The following is a 13,254-nucleotide window of genomic DNA, read 5'->3' on the forward strand; positions in this document are numbered from 1 at the left end:
CATCAGCTACTTTTTGCGGATAGTTTTTTTAGTATGCATTATTTTCGGTCGACGTCTCATTATTTTTAATGGCATGCGAACCATAAAATCTTTCCAGTCACTAAATCGATACGGAACAGCAGGGCTAGTATAAGGAACGCCAAAACTTTTCAGTTTCACTAAATGACTGCAAAGTAAAAGAAAGAAGAGAATAACACCATACAAGCCAAATATCGCAGCACAAAACATAGCTACAAAACGAAGAATGCGTAACGTAATTCCCACACTATATTGCGGAATAGTAAAAGAAGAAATAGCTGTTACCGCAACAACGATAACCATTATTGGACTAACAATTCCTGCTTCTACGGCAGCCTGACCAATTATTAAACCGCCCACAATTCCCATTGCAGGTCCAATCGGTTTAGGCAGACGTAAACCTGCTTCTCGTAAAACTTCGATAGCTACTTCCATAATTAACGCTTCGATTAAAGCGGGAAAAGGAACTCCTTCTCGCGATCCGATAATCGAAATAGCGAGCTTAGTGGGAATTAATCCTGGATGAAATGAAATAAAAGAAATATACAGTGCTGGAGCAAATAATGAAACAAAAGCTGTCATGAAGCGTAATAAGCGGAGAAGCGTACCAGGAATCCACCTTTCATAATAATCTTCTGGTGATTGCAGCAACATACTAAATGTAACTGGAGCAATTAAAACAAATGGTGTTCCATCTAACAAAATAGCTACTCGACCTTCCATCAAAGCACTAATAACACGATCAGGTCGTTCTGTATTTTGAATCTGTGGAAAAGGACTGAGATAATTATCTTCAATGAGTTGCTCTATATAACCAGATTCGAGTACACTGTCTATGTCAATTTTCTGAATTCTACTTTTTATTTCTTCCACCAATTCTGTACTAGCAAGATCTTTAATAAATGCGACAACTAACTCTTTCTTTGCACGTTCTCCTACTGGTAGCTTTACTAATGATAAGTTCTCATCCGCACAATGCCGTCGCAAAAGTGAGGTATTATCACTTAATACTTCAGTAAAACCGACCCGTGGCCCTCTGACTAATGCCTCTGATACTGGTTCTTCCATGTTTCGTTTATTTGCTTTTGTTGTACCAAGAATAAACACATCTGCTAAACCATCAATTAAGAGAGCTGTTGAACCTATCAATACTTTGGATATCAAATCTTTTATGTAATGGACTTCTGCTACTTCACTAACTGTAAGAACTTTATTTTTAATATATTCTTTTGAAACAGTCCCCTCCACATAAGAAGATTCATTTTTATATTCGTCAGAAAAATCATCCATTAGTAACTTCATAATGTGTTTGTCAATGATCTCTTTATCTGATAGACCATCAACAAAAATGATCCCAGCTTGAATATCTGTGCGTCCAATATTAAACTTCCGAAAACGAACATCAGAATTATGTCCGATCTGTTGCTTTATAAGTTCTAAATTAGAGGCAAAATCATTTGTGAAATGAACGGTTGTATTTTGAGAAGGTTTATACTCTTGTTTCGTTTTACTTTGAATATTATTTTTCTTCACTTGTTTGTCTCTTGACTTCCACCAACTCATTCTTCCCACTCTTTCTCTGACATACGAACCCAATGAAAAAATCTTGAGATAGTATACGGAATTAAAAACAAGATAAAAGCTTGTACAAAGACTTTCCAATCTGGAAGATAAGAAGTAATTATGTTCCACATGTTTATCACCCAATTTATATACTCTGCTAGGATTGAGACTTCTAAAGAACGGTATGTACTTAATAAAAAATAACTGTAAGATTAAAGAGCATAAAAGCAAGACATTATGCTTATTTAGTACCAATAACCTAATTAGTATAAAAACATTTCTGACCTAAAATACCATTTCCAATTATAGTTTGTTAAATATTATCTCCTTTTCCCTTATTTATATGCCTGCATTTGAATTTCAAATAATATAAGTATCAATGATATTTTCTCTTAAAGAAAAAAAGATGCTAGAAGATAGCATCTTTTTTTCAATTCAACTTACTATGTAGTTATATTTTATTTTAGAAATACTCGTTTTTTTAAATGGATATTAATGTGTAAAAAATACATATTCTTTTGTTCCAAGTTAGTACATTTCTACCAAATCGATACGGAATTTTCTGATTTTAAAACCAATATGAAATAAAGGAAACTACTCTCTTAGAAAGACTATATAAAACAAATAACATGAAAACAACTATCAATCTATTAATTGAAAATAATAATGAGCAAGAGTTTATCATCTTAATTCCAAGTGTATTCGTTTTGCTTCAAAATAAAGAACTTGAATAAATTTTTTCGTATCAATACGAGCAGGTACTGTTGGTTCATTATTCAATTCTGTCATCTTTCTCCTTACGGTAGTAAAATCAAAAAATCTAGAAGCATAATTTTCGAACTTCGGGTTTAAAAAATCAGTAAGTCCAAGGGAAGCTAAATGGTTTAATGATTGATAAATTGCTCTTCGAATCCGTTGTTTGGAAGCTTCTATGAACCTTTTTAATTCGGCATCTTCAGCTGAATCCCCAAGTTTTTTTTGAGCTAAATTCATAAAAATCTCTTTTAGTGAAGGAAAACCTTGTTCCAACGTGTTATCTTGTTCATATTTATATAAATAATCTAGCATATCCATTAAATCTTTACTTCCACTTTCACTGGCTATTCCTAATTCAGACAAAAGAAAATGAATGGAATTTTGAAAGTGATTAAAAGTATTTAAATGTTTTTCATTACGGTATTTTTCTTGCGCACTTGAATTACTATCCAATTTTAATACCATATTAAGCGATTCTTGAATGTTTTTTATCGATTTTTCCAAACGAATTCTTTCAATGACTTTCCGAACAACTGTTAAGACTTCAATCCGGTTAATTGGCTTAATAATATAGTATTCAACGCCAAGCGAATAAGCTTCAGCAATTAATTCTTTTGATTCTACTTGAGAAACCATGATGATTTTCCCTTTAAACGAAGGCTTTATTTGACGAATTGTTTTTATTCCATCTTGAATCGGCATTAACAAATCGATAAATAAAATGTCTATCTTTTTAAGGATTGGCATGTGTTGCTCTAAAGATAAACCATCCTCAGCTTCTCCTATAACCTCTCCAAGATCTTCATCCTCGATAATTTGAGCCAACATTGAGCGAACCGCTTTTTCATCATCTACTATATAAAAATACATAGAATCACCCTTTCGAAATTATATGATCAATCCCTAATCTAATTATAAAAATTGATCCTTTTCCTTCGGTTCTGTCCTCAAGCGTAACATCACCTTCTAGTTGTTCGACCATTTTTTTAACATACGATAGTCCGATGCCTGTCGATGGATTGCCTAAATCATCATATTTAGAAGTAAAACCAGGCTCAAAAATTGAATCTTTATATTTTGAAGAAATACCTGGACCATTATCTCCTACTCGAAATTCAACAAAATGATGGTCTTTATTAATGTCAATTGTGATGATTCCCATACCTTGGATAGCTTCTACAGCGTTTGTTACGATATTATTTATAATAGATAAGATTGTATAAATGTGATAATGAGGATGCACACCATCAATTTTATACACAAATTGGATGTCTTTCTCTAGCAACCGTGCATATTTCGTATTTGCCCGTATAATGATGTTTACCAGTTCATGTACAGACATATAATCTGTAAAACTTTCATCAGAAATTAGTTTTGAAAGTCCCGCAAAAATGCGTTGGTTATCCTTTTTAACGTCATGGACCTCGCCAGCAATTTGTAATGCCTGTTGCCTTAAATCCTCAAACTGAAAATTCATCTGTTTGTGCTCAAAAGAGTCTAAGGTTTTATATAAATCATAGGATTTTTTTGTTATATTCTCAGCATCCTGTAATGTTTTTTTTAAATGAACAGCATCTTCATATAAATTAGAGATGAGCATGAGCATGTGTTCATTTTGTTTCTTTATGTGTCTCTCCCTTGATTGCGCTTCATACAATTTCATCATATTGAAAAAGCTTAGAACTATAAAACTATGGGAACATGCGATAACAATGATTTCATTTATTGCCTCGGATGTGATCGATGTTTTTAATACAAAATATTGAATCATTAATTCCACACAGTCTGACAATATTTCAATAATGCAACCAATAAAACCAATCATTAGTGGTTGATGATAAAATCGTTTGATTTTTGCTAAATGAAAGAGATACGAATACGTAAAATAAAAGAAAAAACTAGGATAGTGAGTATGAAAAGCGGCTAACCAATCCATATTTCCCTTTATAATGACATCCATTGAGATACGAAATACTACAACGACTATTGCTGTTAAAAAACCCGGTAAAAATGCTGGAACTCGTCGAAATAATAACAAAAAAAAGAAAAATGTTGGTGCACCAAAGCTCATTCTAAATGTTTCATTTAAGGGAAATGACTTTATTTCACCTACTAAGGGTACTGTAAGTATCATTAAAACGAGAATATAGATGTCTTTTTTTACTAAATTACTAAGATTCAAAATAATCACTTCTCACTTTCGCCTAACAGTCAGTATACAAACCTATTTGCATTAATACAATACTTACTCTATTTTTTTCAAAAACTGATAAATAAGATATAAACGAAAGCATTATAGATTGTGAGTATTCATTACACTCTTCTACTTTAGAAAGATACTTTATAACTCAAAAATGTTCAGACACAATATAAGGTCTGAACACTTTTGGACTCGCTCTAACACCAAAATATCTGTGCTCCTTTTTAAAATATACTTAAATCCCATTCTTTTGCAATATGTTCTAACAACATAATTCCTGGTAAACTATTCCCATACTCATCAATGGCTGGTCCGTAAATACCAATACCACATCCATCTTGGAACGATAAATCCTTCCTAGATTTTGAGGGAACAAGTGTCATAATTCCTCCAGATACCCCACTCTTAGCTGGTAATCCAATGAAAGCAGCAAATTTTCCAGAAGCATTGTACATTCCACAAGTAAGCATTAAAGCTTTTGTTAACCTAGCTACTTCTTTAGGGAGCACTTGTTCTTTGCGAATAGGATGATATCCATCATGTGCTAGTATAAGCCCTATTAAGGCAATATCTTCTGTATTTATTTCAATCGAACATTGTTTTAGGTAAACCTCTAGTGTCTCCTCCACATCTGATTCTAGAAAACCATTTTCCTTTAAATAGTATGCTAAAGCTCTATTACGATGAGCCGTTTCCCATTCGGATTGAAATACTATTTCATTAATAGCAGGACGCTTCTCTATCATTTTTTCAATTAATACGTATAGAGATTCTAATTTTTCTTGCACCGATTTCCCTGGCAAAAGTGAAGCTATCGTAATCGCTCCAGCATTAATCATAGGATTAAAAGGTTTTCCTGGTTTATGTATCTCTAAACGAATAATTGAATTAAAGGCATCTCCAGTTGGCTCTACGTCAACTCGTTCTAATACATAAGAAATACCGCGACTTAAACAAGCGGCTATAAAACCGATTACTTTTGATATACTTTGTAATGTGAAAGGTATCTCCCAATCTCCTGACTTTATCATTGTTCCATCTGGCTTTACTATACAAATACCTAACTGCGATACATTTATTTCCCCCAGAGCGGGAATATAACTGGCGCTTCGTCCCTTAGCTGCATACGTTCGATAATGGGCTACCCATTGATCTAAGCAAACTTTTTCTTGACCCTCAATTTGAATGCTATAATCTTTTATCATTTAAAAATATTCCCCCGTACTATTAACTTTATATAGAATGATTTTTTCTTTACTATAATCAATAATATTTGCACTAGAACCAAGAAAGATATTCAGACATATTACAGTCTGAATATCTTTCTTATTACACACTTTTCTTTTTTGAATTTTTCTGATAATTTTCCCAACATTCAATATTTTTAAGCCCTTTAATGTTTTCTTTATAAAAAATAGGATCTTTACCAGCTTTTTTCTGATTTATATAATCTTGTAACGCCGCAAATGCTACTTTTGAAAGTAAGGTAATAGCAATTAAATTAATAATAACCATAAAGCCCATAAATAAATCCGCTAAATCCCATACAATTTGAACCTTTGCAACGGAACCAAATACAATCATAGCCAACACACTTATTCTGTATATCATTAACCACACTTTACTTGTATGTAAGAAGCGAATATTTGTTTCACCATAATAATAGTTGCCAATTAACGCACCAAATCCAAATAAAAAAACAAAGATAGCAAGACAACCCGATGCCCAAGAACCGATGTGTTCACTTAATGCTGCTTGTGTAAGTGCAATACCATTTAACCCCGGTTGTTTATATGCATCAGAAAGCAAAATAATAAAGGCAGTGCTAGTACAAATGATCAGTGTATCCGTTAATACACCAAATGCTTGAATCAGTCCTTGTTTCACCGGATGACTTGTTGTTGCTGTTGCAGCAACGTTTGGTGCACTTCCCATACCAGCTTCATTTGAAAATAAACCACGTTTAACCCCATTCATAAGTGCTGCACCAATTGAACCTCCTGCTATTTGTTTAAAACCAAATGCGTTTTGAACAATAAGAGAAAGAACTTCCGGCATTTTTGATATGTTGGTAACTACAACAAATAATGCAACTCCAATGTATAATACCGCTAAAAATACCACTTTGTATTCAGCCATTTTTGCAATACGTTGTACACCACCAAAGATAATCGCAGCGAAAGCAATGGCCATGATTATCCCGACTGTTAGGCGATCTGTACCAAATGCATTTTGAAAAGCAATTGTAACTGTATTTGATTGTACTGAATTGAATACAAGACCAAAAGTAATTGTGATTAAAATAGAGAATAATACTCCCATCCAACGTTTATTCAACCCTTTTTCCATATAATAGGATGGACCACCGCGGAAGCCAGTTTTATCTTTTACTTTATATATCTGTGCTAATGTGCTTTCAACAAAACTGGATGCCGAGCTAATAATAGAAATAATCCACATCCAAAATACAGCTCCAGGCCCCCCTAATGCAATCGCAATCGCAATTCCTGTAATATTCCCTGTTCCAACGCGAGCTGCCATACCAATACAAAACGCTTGAAAAGGAGAGATTTGATCTTTAGAACCACTTTTCCCCTCCATTAATACACGGACCATCTCTTTTAACATTCGAAACTGTACAAAATTCAATTTAAATGTAAAATAAATTCCGCAAATAACAAGCATAATAATTAACAATTTAGACCATAAAAAATCATTCGTTGACCCGACTAAATCTACAAAAAATCTTTCCATATTATCACTCCATACCAAAAATTTATCTATCATAATCTATATAAAATCACCTATATTCCCTGGCATAAATACCTCATTCATATTCAAATACAACAAGGATAAAAATTTTCTATATTAATAGGATTGGCCTGTTTAAGCAAACATCACAACATGTAACTGTAAAACTGAATTTTTGAAGAACTTAACGCTTATACATACGGTGCTCTATCCCCTTCTGTAAAACTAATATTCTTATCCACTAATATTGTTGTACTATTATGTTTGTTTCGTTTACCGGTGATTTACATTTAAATCATAATAATCAATAGTGATTAACTGGTTTTTTGTTAATTTTCCCTAGAACATGGAAATATCTCCTTTCTCACTACTAATCTCAAAAATAGGCTAGGTAAAAAGTTCATAGAAAAACTATGAAGCGCTTTCAATCTTCAACTAAGAGAAGCTTATTTTTAATTTATAATCAAAAGTACAGAATGTTACGAAAAAGTACAGATTTTTATAAAAACCAAAAAATATTTTAAGGTTTTTTCATCTAAAAAACAGTGAGGTTTTGTGAATTTTATACAGTATCCAAACATCACGGATTCCGTTCTACCTAACTTTTGACAAGTCTCTATTTTCTTCATAAAAACATGCATACTTTTTCTCTTTTAGAACTTCATATAAAGTATTTGAAATCAAGAATCGATAAGTTATTATAAGAATATTAAAAAAACAAAACATTTAATTTATTTATGGTATCATACAAAAAACATTTGTTTTCTCAATTAATCCCCTAGTGAGATTTGTTGAATATCTATTATTAAATGTATATTTCCTTTGCGTTTCATTCTACTAACATAGATTACAGGTGGTGTATTGTGAAAGAAATAGTATTCGTTCAAAATAAAAAAAGACTCCTTATGAAATTCGAATTTTTAAAAAAGGATTTAGTACTTACCATTTCACTGATACTAGCAATTGTAAGCTGCTTAATACATTCGCCAAAGATCGAATATATTAACTTTGAAGTGTTAATTAGCTTATTTAATCTAATGGTGGCCATTAAGGCCTTGGAACAGCTAAAGATATTAGACAAACTTGCCGTTGCGATTTTAAATAAATGCAATAACAGCAGGTCAATATCTATTATTCTAATTTTGTTATGCTTTATTTGCTCCATGTTTGTAACAAATGATGTCGCTCTCCTCACTTTTGTTCCAATAACACTTGTCATTAGTAAAAAAACACAAATGAACATGATGGATACAATCATCCTGCAAACAATTGCGGCAAACATCGGCAGTAGCTTGATGCCTATGGGAAACCCACAAAATTTATACTTATATTCTTACTATGGAATTAAGCTCATCCCATTTTTAGGTTCAATCCTGCTTTTAGCTGTACTTGGAATCAGTTTGTTATTTATATTTACTCAAAAACTTCAAAAAACAGATTTAAAAATAGAACTACCTGTTATTACCGTGAAGAATCGAAAAAAAGCTACCATCTGGATTTTGATACTTATCACTATCATTGCATCTATTTTTGGTGTCATTAATTATTACATTGCGCTAATAGTTACATTGATGGCAGCATTTACGTTAGATAGAAACTTACTATTTAAGATCGATTACTTTCTTCTAATAACCTTTGTCTGTTTTTTTATTTTTATCGGAAACATTTCCCATTCCGATGCGCTGGAGACATTTGCTCGCGCTAATTTAAAAGGAGATACTTCAGTCTTCTTTAGTTCCATATTTTTGAGTCAATTGATTAGCAATTTTCCTACTTCAATTCTTCTATCAAACTTTACTTCTGATTGGAAACCTTTATTACTAGGAGTAAATATTGGAGGGCTTGGAACAATTATCGCATCTTTAGCCAGTGTAATTTCCTATAAACTATTCACTCAAGCCAATGGTAAAGAGAGTAAGGCGTATTTAATTAAATTTAGCATTTACAACTTTGCATTTTTAATCATACTTACATGTATACAATACTTTATCTTTAAATTTCTAAAAATTTTTTAAAAAATTGATTACTTTAGAAAAACCCAAATATCTCAGCATTAAATTGAGAAATTTGGGTTTTAATATAGGTATGTTTAAAGAGATACAACAAAGTTACCATCAATTTAATATTTTAAGATGTTCTCAAAGCGAAAATCTTTTAGCTTTTACGCTATTTATTAGATTTCAGTTCATTTTTGAAGTCTTCTTCACAAAATCCTTAATGTCCCTCAATTTTTTCCCGCTAATATTATCTTTGATGGTTGAATCTATTTCAATTTCTAATTTTGCAAATGCTGCTCCTACACAATTATAAATACTTGATCCAAAAGCAAGATGTCTTGCAGTACCACTAAATGCCTTTTTAATATCAATGTCAAGACGATAAACGTTGAATTTATCAGGCCTTTCAAATACGTTAGAGTCACAATTTGTTGCACCAATCATACAGTAGTATCCACATAACTAGTTACATTCTCCTTTTTTCTATTGTTAATAGCTTCGTAATAAAAGCTGTTAAACAGCAAAAGTGCGAAGTCTTAAATTAGACTTCGCACCTTATACAAATTTACAATCCGTGACGATACCAATACAAATGCAATACTAGATACATACTAATCACTCATTATATGTGTTGCTCTTTTAGTTGGCCAATGTATAAACAAATCCTTTTACTTAGCCATTCTTCATGATTGGCTTGATTGTTTCTAGATACTTAATCCCTCTATACTCTTTCAAGCGATAATCCATTCCGATGGAAATTACAAATGACAAAATTTATCCGTTTTTCCTACTTGCTAAATTCAGCAAGTAAAATGTTTTTAAAAACTTCCGGGTTATTAATGTTTAAACTGTTCGAATTGATAGCGAGTGTATGTTTACCTCCAAGTGTTCCACCAGCAAAAGTGGAAAACCCTGGAACGCCCCCCCTGTGTCCCCATACCGAGACACCGTTCGGAAGCTTAATTTCAAGGATTCCAAGACCATATCCGGTTCCCTCTCTATTTGTAGGAACTGTAGTAAGCATTTGTTTTAACTGCTGTTCCTTCAGTAATTTGCCACCTAGTAAGTAAGAGAAGAATTTGTTTAAGTCGTCAGCAGTAGAAATCATATCTCCATCCGAGCTACCTGGGTTAATATAAGTAACGTCTTTTAGCTCACTCGCTCCGTCTAGTTGCAAATAGCCACGGGCATGCTTAGTGCCTGGAATCACGCTTGAATTGCCAGGTAGGAATGTATTTGACAAATCAAGCGGTTCAATGATCCGATTTTCAACCTCTTCCGCATAGCTGTTTCCTGTTACTTTTTCAATAAGGATTCCTAGTATTACATATCCTGTATTTGAATAAGACCAACCCTTTCCTGAGGCAAAGTCTGGGGGAAGTGAAATCCCCATCTTTACAAATTCTTCAGCCGTATACGATTTTTTTATATCCGTAATATCAAAGTCTTTTGAATTTATATAGTCAGCAATACCACTTGTATGATTCAATATTTGCCGGATCGTAATCTGGTTACCATCATATCCGTTTCCTTGAATAACACCCGGTAACCATTTTTCAATGGAGTCGTCTAAATTCAAACGGTTCTCTCCAGATAATTGAAGTAGAACTGTTGCAATGAACGTTTTCGTCACACTGCCAATGCGAAAGCGAAAATCTGCTTTCATTGGTTTCTTAGTTTTCAGATCCGCTACCCCAGCTGTATAACTCCAAGTTTTACCCCCCTTAGAAATTTTAGCGAGTATTCCCGGGTATCCAAGTTGCAGTTCATCTCGCATTGCTTTCTTAACGGAAGTACGATCGCTTTGCGTACTTGTTTGTAACGAACTAGATACATTTTGCGTAGGTTCTGCTTTTACAATTAATGTTGGTGTTATGTATAACAGGGAACTTCCAGCTATTAAAAGTGCTAGACTTGCACATGTAATTTTACTGCGTGTTTTCATAAAGAATTCCTCTCTTCTATTTAAATTGTATTGATGGCTGATAGCTGTCTCATATACTAACCACACAGCTACTAATTCTCTCAATGATGAAAAGGCAACAATGCATTTGCAAACATTGTACTCATTATTTTCACAAAACACTCTTGTTACTAATTGTTTTATATGTAGGCCGTACTTATTCCCCCTTCACGCCTCCTTATATTTTTATCCTACACAATGAAAATCTCTTTTTTCTTACCTATTCCTTACAAATTCCTTACATACAAAATCACTTCTACAATAGGATTGAAGTAGCATCTGTGCCCGAAAGCGCAAAAAACACCGATGCTTTTCGCTTCAGTGTTTTTTGCGCTTTACATATTGAAGATTCATTTTACTCTTAACAGGTTGAATCTCTAATTTTTTCCAATACAATTATTCTTCTTACTATATAAAACAAAATTCATAGTATTATATGAAACACTTCTCAAGTTGTCATTAAGGCACATGATTCTAAATTTATTGATGTAATTGAGATGGACTCACTTTTTGAATTTGAACAAGTATATCAAACGTTTTACCTAATGATATATCAACAGTTTTTGGTATATCAGGCCCTTCGGTAGCTATTCCAGCGAAAATTGGATGTTGTTCGTTTAACCAAGTTTTTGTCACGCCGTTCGCCTTACGTAAATCAATAAAAAATTGATCTTTTTTGACCTGTCCAAAAATGTAGTTATAACTGTTTGGATCATCCGATTTTAATGTTCCATATGGGCCAAATTCACCATTGCTATTCTTGACATTGTATTGTCCTTCATAAACTGACGTTCCAATAGATACGTATCTTTTTCCATAATATTCTGCTAAATGCTGCCCAGCTACTTTAGGATATATAAAAGGAAGCATATTTGTTTTCGAAACGTGTCCATTATGTGCCCATACAATGGTTTTTCCTAAATGTTCTTCAGTCCACTTCGCATTTTCATACATTGCAATATCATGTTTCAAATAAAAATCCGCTGGTTTATCAGGAGGCGTCCCTAACATTGTAGTAAACTGTTCAATAATACGAGCATTTTGCTTTATCCATGCAAACTCTTTAGATTTTCCATTTAAATAGCTTTTATTTTCCTCTAATAAAGCACTAATTTGTTTAGCATCTGAAATATACTTTTCTTTTTCTTCTTTCGAAAGGCTCTCAAAAGTATTCATATCCTTTGTTACAGGAATAAGACCTTTTATCTTCGCTTCTATTCTAGGCACAAGATCTGAATTGTTTCTCTTTGTATATTCTATTATATTATTATAAACATTTTCATTTACTGATTGAATATCCATCCCGATGACACGCACTTTAGATTTATGTTTTGGATTAGCATTATATTGCCGAATCCAATCAAGTAAATCCAACATTTCTTTCGTTTTAAATGTAGGTGATAGATGTTGGCTTGGGTTTCCCTTTCCAGTAAGAACATATCGATCAAGTTCCAAAGCTCTGTCCCATCCCTCTTCTAAAACTAAGTTGGTAAAGCCCTTTTCAGATACTAAATACTTAACAATACGGTGTTTCATCGTAAAAATCTCATGAGCCCCATGCATAGCTTCACCTAAACCTACAATTGAAGCTAAACCTACCATATTCTTAAGTGGTTTCAAATCATTAAGAGATGCAGTTGGATTAGTTGTTTTTAAAGGCTTTGCATGTGCTTCTAACCATTTCGCTATTTGATTTGTATTGTAGGGAGCTGTAACAGAAACCTCTGTTTTCGAATCTGCATAAGTATTTCCTACAAAATGAGTCATTGTTATAGCAGAAGCAACAATTGCAATAATTATTTTCTTTTTCATAAAAAACCTCCTGAAATATTTACTTATAGCTTTTTGACATACTCTGCTAACTTCCATTTAAAACATTCATTTTCTTATTACTGTTAAGATACATTTATTCTAATTCCTAAAACTCACTTATTTCTTAATAGGTTCTTAAGAAATTCTTAATTCACTCATACGAATATAAAACTACATGAGCTTCAATCCATTGT

9 protein-coding genes are annotated in these 13,254 nt (G+C 32.8%); 1 reads left to right on the plus strand and 8 read right to left on the minus strand.

What is annotated here, in order from left to right; genetic code table 11:
- Positions 1 to 6: 6 nt before the first annotated feature.
- The 5 genes from AAG068_RS15365 to AAG068_RS15385 all read right to left on the minus strand — a co-directional run bounded on the left by AAG068_RS15365 (position 7) and on the right by AAG068_RS15385 (position 7,291).
- On the minus strand, positions 7 to 1,581 hold the full coding sequence (locus tag AAG068_RS15365; protein ID WP_342714906.1) for a spore germination protein: 1,575 nt from the start codon (positions 1,579 to 1,581) through the stop codon (positions 7 to 9).
- Positions 1,582 to 2,262: 681 nt separating this feature from the next.
- Positions 2,263 to 3,207: a response regulator gene (locus tag AAG068_RS15370; RefSeq protein WP_000274068.1), complete on the minus strand. Its 945-nt coding sequence runs from the start codon at positions 3,205 to 3,207 to the stop codon at positions 2,263 to 2,265.
- Positions 3,208 to 3,211: 4 nt separating this feature from the next.
- Positions 3,212 to 4,528, minus strand: coding sequence for a sensor histidine kinase (locus AAG068_RS15375; protein WP_342714907.1), 1,317 nt, complete (start codon positions 4,526 to 4,528; stop codon positions 3,212 to 3,214).
- A gap of 233 nt (positions 4,529 to 4,761) precedes the next feature.
- A complete protein-coding gene (gene glsA, locus AAG068_RS15380; RefSeq protein ID WP_048527827.1) occupies positions 4,762 to 5,742 on the minus strand; it encodes a glutaminase GlsA in 981 nt (326 codons plus the stop codon).
- Positions 5,743 to 5,866: 124 nt separating this feature from the next.
- Positions 5,867 to 7,291, minus strand: a complete 1,425-nt coding sequence (locus AAG068_RS15385) for an alanine/glycine:cation symporter family protein (RefSeq protein ID WP_048527828.1) — start codon at positions 7,289 to 7,291, stop codon at positions 5,867 to 5,869.
- An 860-nt stretch (positions 7,292 to 8,151) separates the two neighbouring features.
- Here AAG068_RS15385 and AAG068_RS15390 point away from each other — a divergent pair.
- Positions 8,152 to 9,303, plus strand: a complete 1,152-nt coding sequence (locus AAG068_RS15390; RefSeq protein WP_342714908.1) for an anion transporter — start codon at positions 8,152 to 8,154, stop codon at positions 9,301 to 9,303.
- Between the two features lie 165 nt (positions 9,304 to 9,468).
- Here the strand turns inward: AAG068_RS15390 and AAG068_RS15395 are convergent, their stop codons facing one another.
- The 3 genes from AAG068_RS15395 to AAG068_RS15405 all read right to left on the minus strand — a co-directional run bounded on the left by AAG068_RS15395 (position 9,469) and on the right by AAG068_RS15405 (position 13,060).
- On the minus strand, positions 9,469 to 9,729 hold the full coding sequence (locus tag AAG068_RS15395; RefSeq protein ID WP_157409970.1) for a cytochrome P450: 261 nt from the start codon (positions 9,727 to 9,729) through the stop codon (positions 9,469 to 9,471).
- A gap of 343 nt (positions 9,730 to 10,072) precedes the next feature.
- Positions 10,073 to 11,230, minus strand: coding sequence for a serine hydrolase domain-containing protein (locus tag AAG068_RS15400; RefSeq protein WP_157409971.1), 1,158 nt, complete (start codon positions 11,228 to 11,230; stop codon positions 10,073 to 10,075).
- Positions 11,231 to 11,728: 498 nt separating this feature from the next.
- Positions 11,729 to 13,060: an erythromycin esterase family protein gene (locus tag AAG068_RS15405; protein ID WP_157409972.1), complete on the minus strand. Its 1,332-nt coding sequence runs from the start codon at positions 13,058 to 13,060 to the stop codon at positions 11,729 to 11,731.
- Positions 13,061 to 13,254: the final 194 nt, after the last annotated feature.

The organism is Bacillus paramycoides (assembly GCF_038971285.1).
In the GTDB taxonomy this organism is placed as follows: domain Bacteria; phylum Bacillota; class Bacilli; order Bacillales; family Bacillaceae_G; genus Bacillus_A.

Bases quoted from the DNA above. Each gene is read 5' to 3' on its own strand.
- AAG068_RS15400 (WP_157409971.1), bottom strand. From the start codon at position 11,230: ATGAAAACACGCAGTAAAATTACATGTGCAAGTCTAGCACTTTTAATA.
- glsA (WP_048527827.1), bottom strand. From the start codon at position 5,742: ATGATAAAAGATTATAGCATTCAAATTGAGGGTCAAGAAAAAGTTTGC.
- AAG068_RS15395 (WP_157409970.1), bottom strand. From the start codon at position 9,729: ATGATTGGTGCAACAAATTGTGACTCTAACGTATTTGAAAGGCCTGAT.
- AAG068_RS15370 (WP_000274068.1), bottom strand. From the start codon at position 3,207: ATGTATTTTTATATAGTAGATGATGAAAAAGCGGTTCGCTCAATGTTG.
- AAG068_RS15365 (WP_342714906.1), bottom strand. From the start codon at position 1,581: ATGAGTTGGTGGAAGTCAAGAGACAAACAAGTGAAGAAAAATAATATT.
- AAG068_RS15385 (WP_048527828.1), bottom strand. From the start codon at position 7,291: ATGGAAAGATTTTTTGTAGATTTAGTCGGGTCAACGAATGATTTTTTA.
- AAG068_RS15405 (WP_157409972.1), bottom strand. From the start codon at position 13,060: ATGAAAAAGAAAATAATTATTGCAATTGTTGCTTCTGCTATAACAATG.